Origin of the sequence: Endozoicomonas sp. ONNA1, assembly GCF_024606325.1 — a bacterium.
GTDB lineage: Bacteria > Pseudomonadota > Gammaproteobacteria > Pseudomonadales > Endozoicomonadaceae > Endozoicomonas_A.
On the sequence record NZ_JAHHPN010000233.1, the window covers coordinates 1 to 15924 of the forward strand.

At 40.4% G+C, this 15924-nt stretch carries 19 protein-coding genes; 2 read left to right on the forward strand and 17 right to left on the reverse strand.

The window, feature by feature from the left end; genetic code table 11:
- Together KDK19_RS05465 and KDK19_RS05470 are read left to right on the forward strand one after the other, a co-directional pair.
- Positions 1-1267: hypothetical protein (locus KDK19_RS05465; RefSeq protein WP_257291504.1), on the forward strand; the 1267-nt coding region annotated here is incomplete at its 5' end.
- A gap of 60 nt (positions 1268-1327) precedes the next feature.
- Positions 1328-2200, forward strand: a complete 873-nt coding sequence (locus tag KDK19_RS05470) for a hypothetical protein (RefSeq protein ID WP_257291505.1) — start codon at positions 1328-1330, stop codon at positions 2198-2200.
- A gap of 47 nt (positions 2201-2247) precedes the next feature.
- Here KDK19_RS05470 and KDK19_RS05475 read toward each other — a convergent pair whose 3' ends face one another.
- The 17 genes from KDK19_RS05475 to KDK19_RS05555 form a co-directional block, all read right to left on the reverse strand.
- Complete coding sequence (locus KDK19_RS05475; RefSeq protein ID WP_257291506.1) at positions 2248-2805, reverse strand: thermonuclease family protein; 558 nt, start codon at positions 2803-2805, stop codon at positions 2248-2250.
- 63 nt (positions 2806-2868) lie between these two features.
- Positions 2869-3330: a DUF29 domain-containing protein gene (locus KDK19_RS05480; protein ID WP_257291507.1), complete on the reverse strand. Its 462-nt coding sequence runs from the start codon at positions 3328-3330 to the stop codon at positions 2869-2871.
- A gap of 12 nt (positions 3331-3342) precedes the next feature.
- A complete protein-coding gene (locus KDK19_RS05485) occupies positions 3343-3618 on the reverse strand; it encodes a hypothetical protein (protein ID WP_257291508.1) in 276 nt (91 codons plus the stop codon).
- A gap of 19 nt (positions 3619-3637) precedes the next feature.
- Complete coding sequence (locus KDK19_RS05490; protein ID WP_257291509.1) at positions 3638-4258, reverse strand: hypothetical protein; 621 nt, start codon at positions 4256-4258, stop codon at positions 3638-3640.
- A gap of 43 nt (positions 4259-4301) precedes the next feature.
- A complete protein-coding gene (locus tag KDK19_RS05495; protein WP_257291510.1) occupies positions 4302-4760 on the reverse strand; it encodes a DUF29 domain-containing protein in 459 nt (152 codons plus the stop codon).
- A gap of 53 nt (positions 4761-4813) precedes the next feature.
- Positions 4814-5113: a HepT-like ribonuclease domain-containing protein gene (locus KDK19_RS05500; RefSeq protein ID WP_257291511.1), complete on the reverse strand. Its 300-nt coding sequence runs from the start codon at positions 5111-5113 to the stop codon at positions 4814-4816.
- Positions 5113-5409 carry a nucleotidyltransferase family protein gene (locus tag KDK19_RS05505; RefSeq protein ID WP_257291512.1) on the reverse strand — a complete coding sequence of 99 codons (297 nt, stop codon included), beginning with the start codon at positions 5407-5409 and terminating at the stop codon, positions 5113-5115. The genes KDK19_RS05500 and KDK19_RS05505 overlap by 1 nt, the downstream gene beginning before the upstream one ends.
- A 114-nt stretch (positions 5410-5523) precedes the next feature.
- A complete protein-coding gene (locus KDK19_RS05510; protein ID WP_257291513.1) occupies positions 5524-6114 on the reverse strand; it encodes a Uma2 family endonuclease in 591 nt (196 codons plus the stop codon).
- 111 nt (positions 6115-6225) lie between these two features.
- Positions 6226-6621 (reverse strand): hypothetical protein, encoded by a 396-nt coding sequence (locus KDK19_RS05515; RefSeq protein WP_257291514.1) that lies wholly within the window; start codon positions 6619-6621, stop codon positions 6226-6228.
- Positions 6622-6734: 113 nt separating this feature from the next.
- Positions 6735-7229: a hypothetical protein gene (locus tag KDK19_RS05520; protein WP_257291515.1), complete on the reverse strand. Its 495-nt coding sequence runs from the start codon at positions 7227-7229 to the stop codon at positions 6735-6737.
- A 102-nt stretch (positions 7230-7331) separates the two neighbouring features.
- Complete coding sequence (locus KDK19_RS05525; RefSeq protein WP_257291516.1) at positions 7332-7799, reverse strand: hypothetical protein; 468 nt, start codon at positions 7797-7799, stop codon at positions 7332-7334.
- A 154-nt stretch (positions 7800-7953) separates the two neighbouring features.
- Positions 7954-8703, reverse strand: a complete 750-nt coding sequence (locus KDK19_RS05530) for a S80 family phage morphogenetic serine protease (protein ID WP_257291517.1) — start codon at positions 8701-8703, stop codon at positions 7954-7956.
- Between the two features lie 13 nt (positions 8704-8716).
- A complete protein-coding gene (locus KDK19_RS05535) occupies positions 8717-9442 on the reverse strand; it encodes a hypothetical protein (RefSeq protein ID WP_257291518.1) in 726 nt (241 codons plus the stop codon).
- Positions 9443-10846, reverse strand: coding sequence for a hypothetical protein (locus KDK19_RS05540; RefSeq protein ID WP_257291519.1), 1404 nt, complete (start codon positions 10844-10846; stop codon positions 9443-9445).
- Positions 10847-10851: 5 nt separating this feature from the next.
- Positions 10852-11064: a hypothetical protein gene (locus tag KDK19_RS05545; protein ID WP_257291520.1), complete on the reverse strand. Its 213-nt coding sequence runs from the start codon at positions 11062-11064 to the stop codon at positions 10852-10854.
- Positions 11064-15008: a hypothetical protein gene (locus KDK19_RS05550; protein WP_257291521.1), complete on the reverse strand. Its 3945-nt coding sequence runs from the start codon at positions 15006-15008 to the stop codon at positions 11064-11066. Before KDK19_RS05550 ends, KDK19_RS05545 begins: the two co-directional genes overlap by 1 nt.
- A gap of 77 nt (positions 15009-15085) precedes the next feature.
- Complete coding sequence (locus KDK19_RS05555; protein WP_257291522.1) at positions 15086-15739, reverse strand: hypothetical protein; 654 nt, start codon at positions 15737-15739, stop codon at positions 15086-15088.
- Positions 15740-15924: the final 185 nt, after the last annotated feature.

Genomic DNA, 15924 nt, shown 5'->3' on the forward strand with positions numbered 1-15924 from the left:
TGATATTCAGCGTAGCTGGGATAAAGTACTGGTTGATGCTTATCAAAACATGGATGCCAGCACTGGTTTGCCGCCCAAATATGGTCCTGTGGGTAAAGTGCATTTCTATGAAGAAACCTACAATGCCCTAATGGCTCTGCTGTTAAGTGCTGAGCAAAATGCCGATAATCTAGTCTCTGGTAATATGGTACCTGATCAGGTTAATCCCGTCAGTGCTATGTATAATGATGGTGTTCCTTATCATGCCATTGAAGTAATGTCAGAGCAGCCCGGTAATATTACTTTGGGTGAGAAACTTAATCACTTTTTCATAGGTGGTGAAGATGGTACTTTGTCTGTAGAGAAGTATGAAGAGGGCGTTGCTCGAATCATGCAATCTGGTTATCAAGACCCCATGGACCCACTGGAGAACATGGCTACCCACCCATTCTCAATGATTTGGGATTGTGGCTTTACCATTGATACCAAAAAGGAGTTGTGTCGAGTTCTTGGGCACCGTAAAGATGTAGGCGTTGTTCTTAGCACCCACGTTGATGGTGAAGAGTCACTGAACTGGGTAGAAGAGGAAGCCCTTGGTAATCAGTTGAAAAACATCATGGCTGCTTACCCTGAATCTACCTACTACGGTACTCCTGTAGCCCGTGGTGTTGTGGTTGCCGGTTCTGGTACTTACTCGGGCTCCAGCTGGACCAGACCTATTTCAGTAACCCTTGATCTGGCCGATAAAGTAGCTCGCTTTGCAGGTGCTGGCGATGGTAAGTTTAAAGCGGATCTGGGCTTTGATGTGCCGCCTAACAACCAGATTACTTTGCTGCGCGATCTGACCAATACTTATAAGCCTGTAACTCAGCGCATTAAAGATTGGGATGCTGGTCTTGTCTGGGCACAAAGCTATGATAGACGTAGTAACTTCTACCCAGGCATTCAAACTGTTTACAATGATGACACCTCCATCATGAACTCTATGATTAACATGATCATTGAGATGGAGCTTCAGAAGGTTTGTTTCCGGGTTTGGCGTGATCTTAGCGGTAACTCGAAACTGACTACTGAGCAGTTTATTGAGCGCAGTGATCGTCTGATTGAGAGAAACACTGTGGGTCGTTTTGATGATCGGGTAACTATTATTCCTGAGACCTATTTTACTGAAGGTGATGAAGCTCGCGGTTACAGCTGGAGTTGTAAAATCCATATGTACGGAGCTAACATGATGACTGTGGGTACCTTTACAGTGGTATCGCACCGTAACGAAGACCTCACTGCCTAATAGCAGATTTATTGCAGCGCTTAGCGCTGCAATTTCATCATTTAAATTTAGGAGATAATAATGGCACGATTAAAAGATGCTACGTTGGCTGAGGGTGCGTCGTTTAATGATGCAGATACCACAGCAGCTATGGTTGATCTGGAGCATGGGGGTCAAAACGGATTCCACGTACTGCCTGATGAGTATGTCAGCAGTGCTAACTATGTTCCCCGTAACCTGATTGCTATTTTGGTTGAACCCCCACGTGGTTATAGTGAGCTACCCAACGGTCAGAAAATGATCGCAACGCTCAAAGCCCTGATTGAGGAACACCCTAAGGTGATTGAGGGATTAACCTCTACTCTGACTTCTGAGTTTGCTGAAACCCCCGTTGGTGGTGCCGGTGAAATGCAGGAAGATTTAACTAATGTCACCCGTGCACGAACTGTGCCTTCTTTTACTTGGCCAGAGAAATACGGTCGGGCTATTGGTTCCTTTTGGGATTATCATACGCTTACTTTTATGATGGACCCAGAGACCAAGGTACCACGTATTATGAATATGGCCGATGTTGAAGTTCAGGATCTGTTGCCTGACTTTACAGGCTTTACTTGTTTGTTCTTTGAGCCAGATCCAACCCACCGTAAAGTCATTAGTGGTAAAGCATGGCTTGTTACTAACATGCATCCAAAATCAGCTGGTGAGAACACCGCCCGTCGTGAGCTGGCCGCTGCTGGTGCACCTCAGGATATTACCATTGAGTTTACAGCCTTTACTCAAGTAGGTCGTGGTGTTACTGCGATGGCTCAGAAGATCCTCGATGATATGAACCTTACCGGTGTCAATCCTAATAACCGTGAAGCTCTGGTAACCAGTATTGCGGCTGACGTTGCTGCTGCTGGATCAGGTTATCAGGAAGCCATTCGTGAGGCTAATTCTACCTATATCCAGTAATAATGTCAAAAAAAAAAGCAGTGGGGCGACCCACTGCTTTATTACGATTAAATTCTCATTACATCATCGTGATGTATGGGTCTACTACTTTGATTGTTCTCAGAGTCTTCCAGAGTATAGCTACACCAGTCAAAATCTTTTTTAGACTCAGGTACCGCCAGACCTTTTTTAATTAGTTCAGCACCCACATTGGTGGTATCCATAAATACTGTTGCTCTTATTCTGAAAAAACTATCTCGGCGCATATGTACTAACCAGATATGACGACCTTTGGATAACAGCTCAGCTAACTTATCCATTGCTTTTATGCCCAATTCTTTTTCTTGTGGACATTTAGCACGGCGTATCTCAGGAGCATCAATGCCATCAATGCGCACTGGTATATCATAGCCGATAATGGCCGGATAATTAGGTATATTAACTCGAAAGGTATCGCCATCCACTATACGTTTGACGGCAATGGCCACAGTATTACCATAATGCGGTTTGTCCTTGGCATATGCTGCCACTGTTATTATATTTAGTATTAGAAATAAAACACACAGGTGCAGTGGTGTGAACAGTATAAAAGGATATGCTGGATGTCGCATAATGTTATCTTCCATTCTAAAGAATCAAAGGGTACAACATAAACCCAGCCATATAATAAATAGGGGGTCATCTGACCCCTACTCGGGATACCAGTTTTCAATCATGATTTGATCAAAAGTCCAGGGACAAGTATCTGGAAAGTCTTTAATGTTACAGTCCATAGCTTTAGCAGCCAATAACCGTGCTCGACCATATGCTATAGGTATTATGTCATCGAGTTTATTAATGAGCGTTTGATTTTCATCTAACTCATCCTTAATATCAAGTCGTTGCTTAACGATGGATGTTTTCCAACTACGATACCATAACTCCATATCGTGCAGATCATTCTTCTTCTGAGATTGCATCCGCCATTTTAGGAGGTGTAAAAGCAATTGCTCTATACAACTTTTTAAGGTACGATATTGGGATTTACCCATAGTTTCTACTTCTTCTATCAGGTTTTCAATATCAAGTTCATTAAGTTTACCCTCTTTTAATAACTTGGCCTGCTGACAGGTCCAGCTATAATAGTCACTATCGTAAAGATTATTTTTCATAATTACCTCTTGCTAAGTTAATTGTAATTTAGCTGCCTTGTCGTGAAAATAAATTTCAATAGTATCGCTACGCTCATAGGTAGCAAGTTTTAGTGTCGGCCACTGTTTGTGGATAACAATCTTATCCTCAATGGTTTTTAACACTAAACAGTTACCCTTATAAGTAACACCTCTGGCTACTTTAGCAGTAGCCAGATAGTGTCCCTTTTCGCATAGAAGACCTATTATGCTTATGGTGTCATCAGAGTTTTCTGGTAACACTAGCTCAACGACATTACGTAATATCATTGGGTTCCCTTTTATTATTTTAACTCTGAGCAGGTAGCGACCAATGCATACCCACTAATTGTTTTTCCAGAGGTTTACCGTCAAGGTACTCTGGCTCATTAAATTGTTCTATTAAAGCTCCCTTTTCCCAGATACTGTGTGTGATACCCCAGCGAACCAGATAATGGCTATTAGTAAGCTGAGCCAGTTTAGGTTTTATATCTTTAAGTTCGTGAGCAACTAATTTTACGACCCCAGTGCGGTCTACTATTTTCCATGGCACCATGGATAAAAGCGTATCTTGCTCTGGTACAATGACCAATTGATTAGATTTAAGTTGATATAGATCAGCTTTGGTATAGGCATCTATCAATGGATAAAGTTTTACCAGTCGTCTATACATCAACTCTTCGGGTCTGCTATAGTCTGAGTTCAAACTATGGCGATGGGATAAAATTATTTCCCCTTGCATGAAAACTGCCAAGGTATTTTGACCGTAAAATACGCTCGTTAGAACAGGCACTCTTACCTGTTCTGAGGCATATTGCAGTGCTTCAACGCCGCTGCTAAAATGAACGATTTTACTTTTGCCATAGTCAGGTCTTTCAACCACAGTAAATGGCAGGGTTGATAACAGGTCCAGATTATTAAATGTTTGCATGTCCTATTGCCTTTTTGTTTTAATTTCTATAGTTTAGTTGTTATTAGGGTAACCAGTTATCAGTCATTATTTGTTCAAAAGTCCAAGGACATTCAGTAGGAAAATCTTTAATCCTACATTTCATGTCAGTGGCTGCGGCCTTACATGCTTGCTGGTAAGCGGTAGTTAGAATCTCATCAAGCTTATTTTTTAGTCCTGGATTTTCATCCAACTCCTCAACGACTCGCCGTCGTTGCTTGGCAATGCTATCTAGCCAACTAATGTACCACCGCTCCATATCGTGTAGATCATCTACTTTAGCGGATTGCATCTGCCACTTGAGTAGATGTAACTGTAGTTCTCTCAAAGCACTCTTTAGGGCACGATATTGAGACCTACCCATATCCTCAATCTCCTCAATGAGATTCTCAATATCTAATTTATTAAACTTACCTTCACGTATCAACTGTGCTTGCTGATACGCCCAGCTATAATAGTCACTATCGTATAAATTATTTTTCATAATCACCTCGTACATACACACTAAGTTGTTCTTTTAAACCAATTAAATCCTTGTTAACTGTTTCCCAAATAATTTTTTGTCGACGTTAATTCATAGTCGTGGGATAAGACATTTCGTGTTTTATAGGCCAATTTCAATGTTCTTAACAAAGTTTTGTTAAATGCTTGATCCTCATTCATCATCAACCGTTGTGATGTCTGACCAATCACATTTAACCTATTTACTACAGCATCAATTTTTTCTTGATTAGTTTCAAACTCATTATAATTGACTCCCCGTATATAGGAGTCAATGGCTTTTATCGAGTTAAAAATATCATTAATGAGGTAAGTTGATTTTCTAGGTTTATTCATTATACTTTTCTCGCATCATACATGACAGATTGATAAAATTCTTTTCGTATACTAGTTTGATTGACTACATCAATGGGTATTCCAAAAAGTTCTTCCAAATCTAATGCGATTGCCGCTAGGTCAAAAAGGGTCGTTTTTTCACCCACCTCTACCATTATATCCAAATCACTTTCCTTGGTTTCTTCACCCCTTGATATTGATCCAAATACCATCGGATTTTTACAACCATTTAATGCCACGATTTCAAGAACCCGCTTTCTTTTTTCTTGTATTTGGCTTAAGACATTTTTCTTCATCACACTATCCTCAATTAATTAAGTTTGCCTTTATCACCCCGTAACACGTTTCTTAGTATAGCCAGCCTATCAATTCAATTATATGTTTTTATTATTTTTTTAAATAGTTTATTTTTATTGATTATCAAAAACAATATCGTCATAAATCCGATCCATATCCAAACTGGCTGCTATTGTGTTAAGCTCGATTATTCCTGAATCTTCCCAACTGCCAACTTGTCTAAATTCCCAGCGATTAATTTTACACCATCTGTAAAGGTAAGCTGTTTTTTCCATACTACTGATGATGAGGTATTCACCTCGATTTTTTCTAAGTGCCCAGCGGTATTCATTTAACTTGGTGGTTAGATCGATTTCCTTGGTTGAAGGACTTAACACCTCAACGATCAATGAAGCTGAATCTTGCGCAGAGTTATTATTTTTTTCACCACAATAGACAAACAAATCAGGATATCGATATGTTAAAGTAGTATTTGTATCTGTTTTTAACTTCATATCGGATATATACAGATCACAATTTTTTCTCTTTGTAAAGGGATACAGTGTGGCGTACAAGTTACCGGCAATCACGCTGTGGTTTCTTGAACAACCGACCATTTCTATAACTAGACCATTAATATATTCTCGTTTAACTTCAGAGGTCTCTTCACTAGCTAAATAATCATCTTCCGACATTAGCGCATTCTTAAACTGTATCGTTTGCATGGCTATCCCACCTTCAAGTAAACTTAATAAAAGCAACATCAGATAGGTTAACTGTGTAATAAAAAACAATTATAAAAAAAAAATAAAGGCGGGGAATTACCCCCGCCTAAGTTAATAGTTGTAAATAATATTATAAATTTCTCTGGCTTCATTACATAGTTTATCCATGTCACAATAACGCGATTCGTCAATGAAGAGATATTCGTGATCACTGATGACTATATCATCAATCATACGATCGTAAGCTACACTAAAATCGTGATAACGATTACTATGAACTAAGAACCAATGGTACATATAAGTATATTTATCATACGTACAATAACCAATGGCCTGAGCGTCTTTTGAGATGTAGGGCAGTAGCGCAATCACACGCTGGACATCATGGTGGGTTGCCATGTATGGTGTATTAGAAGCTGTCAGTCGTTTATTGATTTCCCATAGACTGACTCTTGGGGCAAGATTGATAAAGTCGGATGACATTACAGTACTGAGTCTTGAATTCATTATTACTACCTCGAATTCTTTAAATAGTATATCCCCTTGTGATTAATTTATTAAGCAAGCGGAAGTATATAAAAATTATGGTTTAGGTTTGGGGCGCGTGCGCCCCAACTATTTTAGTCGTCTTTTAGTGCCTCTTCATGTATCGTCGCTGAGTAGCGAGCGACTTTACCTGATGGACCGGTTTTATTATTGCCACCGTATACCTTATACTTACTACGCAGAGCCCCCCAGGTTTCCCACTCTGTGGTTTCTGAGTTACCATTTTCATCTTTACGAGTAATTTCGCCACTCTCGTGACGTTTGATAATAGGGTTAAATTTGTCTTTACCCAGCGACATGTCGCCGGTAAAGGTGGTTAGATCATCATCTTTCTTAAAGGCTTCTACTGCCAGCTCGGCGTGCGCCATATTACCAGCGGCTATAATCTTTGCTCGTCTGGTCTGATGACCCTCTATTTGCTTTTTTGTGAGATCCCCGGTGAGCAACTCCCACATTGCCTTTTTATCGGTAGTTGCTTTGCCAGCTTCTAACTTAGTGGCTGCTTTTATTTTGTCCTTAAACTCAATGATGTCATCATCAAAGTCTTTAAGTGTAGTTTTTTCGCTCATGGTTTTACCTATAGGTTTGTTATGGTGGTTTATCCACCGAAAAATACTGTGCTGATATTGGGTACTCATTCATCAACCAAGATCACATCAGTAATATAGTTTTCAATTTAGTTGGAAAGGAGGCAATGCCTTTGAAATATCTTTAAACTCCCAACAGCGTCGTTTTTTAAATTCTTCAATAAAGCTGTTGGCAAACGAGTGATCAGACCAGATTGTATCGCTGGTTTCTATCCAGGTAAAAGTACCTTCACTGCCCACTGAAACATTAGCGGCGTAATCGTCTAATCCACCAATGGTGTTGTTAGGGTGAACCACTACCAGAAATAGTTCAACACATTGTTCTGTTTTTTTATCCGTTAGTTTATCAACTAGAGTGCTATAATGAATACCTTCCTCCACTCCAGTCTCATAGGTGGCCACAGCTAACCCTTCAGAGGGCGTTAAATAACCCCCATCGTTACTTTCTTGAAAATACAGCTCTTTCTCATTAGCGTAATTTAACTTTGCTAATCGAAACCCATCTGGGTGCACGATATTGTAAACTCGAAATGGTGTGATCGAAGTTTCCATAGCTACTACTTAACCCGTGCCGTTAATGCTGAACGATTTTAATTTGACTTATAGCTAACACTTTATTAAGATTGACATAGGTTGAGTGGCTATTTTATTTTTTACACGAATTTAGTCGTCACAAAGGGAGGTGGCATAGCCACCTCCCTTTATTTTACCAGTCAATGCTGCGATTAAGCTTCTGAGTTTTTATCCAGCCCAGCTCACTTTTTACCATTACTGGAGTGATACTACCTGACTCCATGGAAATACCAGACTCGCTGGTTGCCAATTGATTCAGATCGTGCTCAAAGATATCAAACGATTCCGATAAGGATTCAAGTGCTGGATTTACGTATTTAGTGCTTACTGAGATGCCAGGTTCATTAACATAATCCCAACCAACAATAACTCTGAAGTTTTTCTCAACTCGACCTCGAACAACCCGATCATCTGTCAGAGATCTTATTGAGAAGGCTACGTTTTCATCCGGGTTTTTAAGCGACTCCCTTAGTGCTTCCCCTTGCGGGCCAGCGGGTTTTACACTACCACGAATGGCAATTAATTTACGACCGTGTTCATCGCGAATGAAATCGCTGTCAATTTGTACATCGCGAATATGGTGACAAATATTGGGCTCGTGAATTTTTAGAATGCGCGATATCCACTCATTGCGTGACATGCCCTTTTCACGAACGGGATGACCGTATTCACCACGACACTGACCATTTTTAATCCGTCTTTGCAAGGAGCCTGATGCTTGAAACAGTGCTTTTGCAGAGCTGTGGGTATACACATCACCGGTACTGTTAGGGAAATCTAAAGCGCCTAAAATGCAGTTATAATAGCCGTTTTTATCCGGTTTTAAAATACCGACTTTATTAGTGCCTGCCAAGGCTGTACATTGAAAGCTGACGCGGTTCATAATTATCTTCCTGTTATTTACGTAATAGATCCTCAATGGGCTCATTTCTTTCACTGGGGTTAATCAGTGCTGATGACAAACCATCATCTAGATAAGAACCCATTAGTTTGGCTGTGGTATTACTGGCACCATACTGTACGTTACGCAGCGCAATATAGTCAGGTGGTTGTTTCTCGAAATCTTGCTCGGACTTAAGGGTGTGTCGATAGTATTTAGCTCTATCCTTGGGTGAGCGTGCAATGACCGCTGCCAACATCTCATAAACTGAATGATCGACATTCAGTTTAGCGCCTGCCAGGTGGTGCGCCGTATCAAAAAGGGAAGCCAGATCGTTATATCCTAAATACCAAGGTACTCTACCTTTATCAATAATAGTGTCATAGACCGTATAGACCAGTTGATCTAATTTGACTAAAGCTTCATTAGTAATTAGGGTTGAACCAGCATCATAATGCAATACCAGATAAGCTGAATCGTTGATCAGGGTACTCTCAATACTTTCTGGTTGAGTGCCATGTCTTGCGCAAATATTGCTTATAGAGTAGTATTTATCCTCAACAATAATGGCGTAAATAGCGGTAATTGAGATATCACCACCCAGAGTAACCAGACCTTTCTCCTCAAAGATTTTTGGCACTACTACTTTACACGCTTGTGTTAGAGTGTAGCTACCGTCATTGTGTCTTTTGAGTATAGACTTAATCTTTTTAGGGTCACGCTTCAGCTTCTGGATATCCATTTAATCCTCCATAATACCGACATATTCAACATCCAGTTGGCTTACCAGCCAATCTGCCATCAAATCTACCATCGCCAGTGTAGCTGCTTCGCGAATATCCAGATTGGGATCATTATCCAATAGAGCGTCCATGGTTGATAACATCTCTATTGCTTGTGTATCTGGATAAAAAACTTCAGCAATAATTTTACGGGACAAGGTGGTCAGGCAGCTATTGTGTTGGATATTAATTTTATCAAACGCCGCAGCAGCTCGTTTATGGAGAATCTCTTTAGAGATGTTTTCTGCCTTACCCTCGTTAATAAGTTTAGCAATCCATTGTCTGCTACAGCTACTTATAACATCAACTCGTTTGGTCATTATTGACATTTGAATCAGACGTTCATTAGCATTATAAGCACGCATAAACTCATTGATTTCATCCTGAGAGCAATCGTATACTACCCGCTTACCAAGTAAATTAGCTCCAAGTAAAACTTCAGGACACCCACCCTTTTTCAGCCACTGGTTATAGACTTCGCCAACAACAGTAATGGGCTTGTTAAAACTTGACGGTCCTGGTCTGTCAATAACCAAGGTTTTACGATGTATCTGATCTTCGCGCTTGATAATATCGCGATAAATACTACGACCTGATTGTGCTTTTAAAGTAATCAGTTTTAAGCTTACCGCTTGCTGGCTACCCAGAGTACCTTGTGGTATATCATCGGCCCATTTACGACTCCAGAAATGAATAACCAGATTACTGATACGCTCATCTATTTCATAGCTTACAGGCTCATTAAGAAAGATGTTATTATAAAGGTTAAGCAAATCTTTTTGTTCAACACCCTTGAGCGTCTCTTCCATAGCAGTATCAATACGTGCTATATTTGTTTTCAGTGAGCTAAGTAGAAACTCTAAAGTTTGCTCTGGTAGTTTAACCTCACCCCAATTAAATTTTTCAACCGGTGTGTTTTGAAAGCGACTAACCGCTTCTTCTAGAGCAGATACCTCATAAACCGCTGGCATGAAGTCAGATACTACCTGATGGCGTGGAGTACTTTCGATTTTATTAGCCAGACCATTTTCAATATTTGTTACCATATCTTTACCCAAAGGGTTAATATGGTTTCTGGCCACATCAATAATTCCTGATACCGCATCACTACACAACTTCACTGCATTGGACATCAGATCATCATGTGGTGTAGTGCCATCAAGTGCTTTGCGCTCTGAATTACTAATCAGCTCGTTTACACTGTGATCCGAAGGTTCCATACCCTTAAAACCAACCGCTGAGGATTGGCAAAGGGTGGTTAACTCAGCCAAAGGTGTGCCTTCTTTTGGTGTGAAGCACACACCAGCCATGGCAGTTTCATTAGAAAGCGCTTCGGCTGCATAAAGACTTTTTTTCGTTAGCATTTCTTTTATCCTTTGTACTTGCCCAGTTTCTGTTTTAATTTAACGGCAATAACATCCCTTAATGAGTCACTAAAGTGGGAACCATTAAGGTGATTGGTCAAAGCATTACCGGCTGACTTATCAATAGCCTGATAACCCAACTCAATGGCGTTGGCCAGTGTATTGGTATTATTGTAGAAAACAGAGTTAAGGGTTTTTTGTTTTTTATGTGTTACCATTATTTTCCTTCCTTATATAGTTCGGCTAAGTGTTTGCCCAATACACGCAGCAGTGTATTGGTTGTACCCATAATCATGGGTGAAGTTACAATGCGGTTAGAAATGCTTTGAAATCCAAACACAGCGTCAATGGTTTCACCGGATTCTGTTTCATTAACACCCGTAAGCACTCGACCAAAGGTGGTTTTAAGCGCACTACCAAATACACCTTTATCGCCCACTCCCGCAGTTTGAGGGTGACTGATATAGATACTTATAACTAATGTATCCATTGGTAGCAAAGCGGCATCAACGTGAATGGACTCTTTTAGCTCACCGGTTGCGGCCTCGTTTAAAGATAACTCCTTGACACGTTTTCTTCGTTCACGATCACCCTGCTTCGCTATAGCTTGCAGGCTATCTGACATATCGGACATATCGCCATAATACATAACTTCAATACGATCTACAGTGCCCGCAAATTTAGCCTTTGGTGCGGCTGCTGAAAGTACATTTAATGCTTGGGCTGTGCTTTCGTCAAATAACTTGTTATCGCCAGTAATTGAATCTTCCAGTGTACATAAAATAGAATCGCTTTCTACGTGATCCCCCACTGAAACCAGATTATGAACGGTATGATCAAAGGGCACTTTTATATGCCTGACCTTACCTACGGTGGTTGTCATCAGCTTACCCACTCTTTCGCTAATAGCACTGGAGTCCTCTAAAGTGTCCAGCGTATCCATAATGGCTGTTTTAACCATTACTCCCGCCTTCCAGCTGACCTGCGTTGGATTAAACCAACTTCTCTCAAAAAAGCCGGTATTATAAGCTAATATATCCCCCGCCTTAACCTTGGTGCCTTGTGAGAAATCAGTGACGATACTGTGCTTAACATTAGTACCTGCCACCACACCCCAACGCTCACCTAACTCAACTGAGTCAACCTTACCACTTTTGTATTTGACAGTGAGTGCTTTCTCAGAAACATTCTCAATGACGCCGTCTTCTTTAGCGCTAAAAGCAAAGAGATCATCAACCCGATGAGCAATTACCTCCTCATGTCCGGTGCGCAGTGGTGATACGCTACCGCCCTCAACAGCAATGCCATGCGATTGTTGGACGTTAGTAAAGTTGGTTCTTTTTGGATCATCACGATCAGAAGCTGGTGCTAACAGTGCTGTATTACTTACCAGTCTTGAATAGCCATCTTCTTTTTCATTATACTTATCAACCACACCCCGAAGGTTAGCCAGTTTAGGGTTAGCCGTCAAATGGGTATTAATACCCACCTTACCACTGTCTGGAGAAGCTTCTGAGATGATTCCTTTATCATTGGGGTGGAACTCACGACTTCTACGCACCATGGTTTCACCAGAACGACCGCCAGCGCCTGAGTAAGTAACCCTCTCCTTTTCTTTTAGATTGTGAATAGGATTGGAATCTTCAATCAAGGCCACTGAGGGGTCTTGAATAATGGCTAGCCATACCGCTCTTGGGTTAACCTCAACACCATTATTAGGGGTCATAGGTCTTGCCTTATAGCCGCGCACGCCACCAACCAATTCTTTGTAGATCATACCTGGTATTCGCTCATAGCCTTTAAAGCGCATATACTCAGTATCGGTTTCTCTTGGGTGATCATCGGTAATAAGTAACTCCACCGCTTTAATTAAAAGACCTTCAAGATCCGTGGGTTGTTCAAGGTACTCAAGCAGTTCAAGAGTAATAGGATCTACCCAGAGCTGGAACATCAACTCAAGTTCTCTTAGAAAGCGCACCCCCATATTGTGCTCATCCAGCACGTTAAAGTACACATCCTGGTTATCAAAGGTATCAAAATCGTATTTACTTAGAGACTGTTTATACTGGGTCAGACCGGAAAAACAAAGCATGGCAAATTTATTAGCCCGATTAAGTATTAAACTTTCATCAGCAAACTTAATAATAAACTCCCCTTCCATAAGTTGTACGCGAGTACCTCTGGGGGCAGTTCGATATTCCACCTTTAAACGTTTCATGGCGTTAGTTAAACCCATGCGCCAGCCTAAGATAAAACCCACTGGAATGTTTTTACCCAGTAATCTGACCGTTGCCATTTCAGTAGGGGCCTTAGCGCCGTTAAAGCCTAAAAATGTATCCAGACTACCTAGGTATTTCTTCTTTTTGTCTTTTGTGTACTCAATGATTTGATCATTTTCATCCATCAGCAGGTAGCTGCCATTCTTTTTAGCAAAAGGGATTTCATCATCACGCCTAGCTACTTTAAGAATATCCTCAGGGTATTCCTTCTCAAGTTGCTTTGGATCAAACTGGTAGCTCCAACCCTTGGCTTTAAAGCTATTTATTTTACAACCCAGGCCCGAATAAAGTCTGGGTGCCCTGAATTCATGGTCAAACACATTGCGAATCTTAAGCTCACTAACAATGCCTTTATTGTCTTCACTGGCAGTAATAATTTGTTTACTTAACCAATGTGCGTAGTCTCTGGACAAGTTTTCGTTGCGATCAACAAAGAATTTTGAATAATAGCTAGTCAGTGATACTCTGGAGGGTTTAACTTTACGAATAGGTAAATCACCTCTTTGTTTATTCAGTCGTGACTTAACCCCATTAACCATAAAAACACCATTTTGATTAACCTTGGGAACACGAAAATTAATAGTGGTGGGTTTACCTATAAGTGGTGTAATACGAACTGAATAGACATTGGAGCGATTAGCGGCATCGCTGATAGAATCGATTTTATAATCAGTAATAGCCACTCCTGATTTTTGTAGATTAACTACCATTTTAGCTATGTCTTTTTCCATAACCTTATCAAGGTACTCGCTATCAAAGCGATCCAGTCTTGATTCAAGTAAGCTCTTATCCCGCACTACATCCATATCGGGAACATAGTTATCTTTAATAGGTTCAAGAGTTTTGTTATCCTTGGCAATAAAGGCTTTTAAATCAGTATCGCCGATCTTAATTTCTTTATAACGCTCACCCAGTTTAATAGCGCGACGATACTCAGCCGCAGATATAACGCCAGCTTCAGCCAGACTCTCAGCCTCTTGACGAATAGTGGCTGAAAGATCACTAGCTTTGAAGTTGTTACCCTCAACGTCAGCTTCAATACTTCCCTCTTCTACATCAGCCACCTGACTACGTTGTGACTCCATAGCCTCTAAAAGCTTAAGAAAATGTTTCTCAATCTGAGCGTCGTTGTCTTCACGCCATTGGTACAGCTCACCCATATTAAGTAGTGCAAACTTGGAGCCCACAGTAAACACCAGCGTGGTATTAACCAAAGTGCTAAGTTCCAGTTCAGGTATAGTAACATCGGGCTTTCTACTTAACCAGTTATACAGCGATAGAAACTGTAAGTGTTGAGGCGTATTAAATACTTCAAGTACCGCTTTGTTTATTGATTTTCCAGCTTTTTCAAACCATTGTTTTTCGGGAATCGTTTTTGGTAAAGAAAACTCAATATACTGCATACGTCCGGTATCGGTCAGTTGAGTAATAGTTTTCCAAAGTGTGGCGTTGATATTGCTCCATTCATAAAATCCAGCCATGGGTGAGCGAACATAGCGATAAAGTTGACTCAGCGGCGCATAGTTCATAATCAACAGATTGTTTTTATCCCTCAATACCGTTGTGCGTCTGCGTGATAATCTTAATCGACGATATCGTTTATGGTACTGTTGAATGAGTTTTTGTTTGTTAGTGGGTACTTCTTTTGGTTTACCCTCATCGCCCTCTAACTCCATGACGTGTTCAACAAAACGGTTTTGCTCATAAAGCAAAATCAGTTTATCTTGCGGAACAATCCCTTGATCAGCATTGTCTTCAGGCAAGTAATGAAGCAGGCTCTCTTTGGGTAAGCTGAACTTGTCCAGAGAAAAGAAACGACCTTTACGAAAATGCTCCAGTCGAATCATACCGTATTTTTGATAGAAAGCTTTATAATTAATCATGGTCGTCCAAAAAAATGTGGGTTATTATAAAATTGCAGCTAAAAAAAAAAGGGTACTTTATTGTACCCTATTAATCATTAGATAATACCTTTAGCAGCAGTCAATACCTTATCCACTATAGATTGATATCGATTTATTTTTAGGCTTTTCCAAACTGAGTTTAAAGTCAGTAAAAACAGATGCTCTTTTTCATACATTTTATCAAGGCATCCCATTTCTAAGCCCTTAAGGTATATCTCGCTTTTGACGCCTAGATACATCAACTCACCCTCCGCATAGCCAGGGTCCTCTAAAATATTCTCGTAGAAATGTATGAATGTAGGACCACCTTTCTCTTTTACTATCTCAGCCAGACTCTCAGCCGCTTCGGTAGGTCTTGGTAGCCATAGGGGAAAAGCATGACATTCGTCTACCTCTACGAATCTGTCTTTGATGTGTAGGTTATAGACCAGAGTTTGGGTTGCATCGAATATCATTCTGTTTCTGGCCTGACTTTTAATCTTATCGATGTTAATAAGATTCACGGGCTCGCCTGTATCTATCATTGTGTTCGTTATAAAACGTTCACCTAAAGTGGGTAGAGTATTGGCAATTTTTTCGCCACTGTATATGGTTAGCAAAGTGTCGTTATTAACAAACACTTCATATAAAAATGGCGATTGCGATAATTGTCGTATATCCTTGTCACGATTTACCGACGTGCATTCCAGATCGTTTGGGTAATAAAACATATTTATAATCTCCGATGGTTTTTAGAATTACTTCAATAGGATTATATGTTTGTAAAAAAACGTTAAAGCGTAAAATAAGGGATGGGTTAAGACCATCCCTTATTTTAAGTTTAGCCCATTAATTTAAATCTATCCCATTTAAAGGATACCATTTCTCAGTCATGATTTGATCAAAACTCCAGGGA

Coding starts and splice junctions, on each gene's coding strand:
- KDK19_RS05545 (WP_257291520.1), bottom strand. CDS start 11,064: ATGGTAACACATAAAAAACAAAAAACCCTTAACTCTGTTTTCTACAAT.
- KDK19_RS05480 (WP_257291507.1), bottom strand. CDS start 3,330: ATGAAAAATAATCTTTACGATAGTGACTATTATAGCTGGACCTGTCAG.
- KDK19_RS05550 (WP_257291521.1), bottom strand. CDS start 15,008: ATGATTAATTATAAAGCTTTCTATCAAAAATACGGTATGATTCGACTG.
- KDK19_RS05540 (WP_257291519.1), bottom strand. CDS start 10,846: ATGCTAACGAAAAAAAGTCTTTATGCAGCCGAAGCGCTTTCTAATGAA.
- KDK19_RS05515 (WP_257291514.1), bottom strand. CDS start 6,621: ATGAATTCAAGACTCAGTACTGTAATGTCATCCGACTTTATCAATCTT.
- KDK19_RS05525 (WP_257291516.1), bottom strand. CDS start 7,799: ATGGAAACTTCGATCACACCATTTCGAGTTTACAATATCGTGCACCCA.
- KDK19_RS05485 (WP_257291508.1), bottom strand. CDS start 3,618: ATGATATTACGTAATGTCGTTGAGCTAGTGTTACCAGAAAACTCTGAT.
- KDK19_RS05505 (WP_257291512.1), bottom strand. CDS start 5,409: ATGAAGAAAAATGTCTTAAGCCAAATACAAGAAAAAAGAAAGCGGGTT.
- KDK19_RS05495 (WP_257291510.1), bottom strand. CDS start 4,760: ATGAAAAATAATTTATACGATAGTGACTATTATAGCTGGGCGTATCAG.
- KDK19_RS05520 (WP_257291515.1), bottom strand. CDS start 7,229: ATGAGCGAAAAAACTACACTTAAAGACTTTGATGATGACATCATTGAG.
- KDK19_RS05535 (WP_257291518.1), bottom strand. CDS start 9,442: ATGGATATCCAGAAGCTGAAGCGTGACCCTAAAAAGATTAAGTCTATA.
- KDK19_RS05490 (WP_257291509.1), bottom strand. CDS start 4,258: ATGCAAACATTTAATAATCTGGACCTGTTATCAACCCTGCCATTTACT.
- KDK19_RS05475 (WP_257291506.1), bottom strand. CDS start 2,805: ATGGAAGATAACATTATGCGACATCCAGCATATCCTTTTATACTGTTC.
- KDK19_RS05500 (WP_257291511.1), bottom strand. CDS start 5,113: ATGAATAAACCTAGAAAATCAACTTACCTCATTAATGATATTTTTAAC.
- KDK19_RS05510 (WP_257291513.1), bottom strand. CDS start 6,114: ATGCAAACGATACAGTTTAAGAATGCGCTAATGTCGGAAGATGATTAT.
- KDK19_RS05530 (WP_257291517.1), bottom strand. CDS start 8,703: ATGAACCGCGTCAGCTTTCAATGTACAGCCTTGGCAGGCACTAATAAA.
- KDK19_RS05555 (WP_257291522.1), bottom strand. CDS start 15,739: ATGTTTTATTACCCAAACGATCTGGAATGCACGTCGGTAAATCGTGAC.
- KDK19_RS05470 (WP_257291505.1), top strand. CDS start 1,328: ATGGCACGATTAAAAGATGCTACGTTGGCTGAGGGTGCGTCGTTTAAT.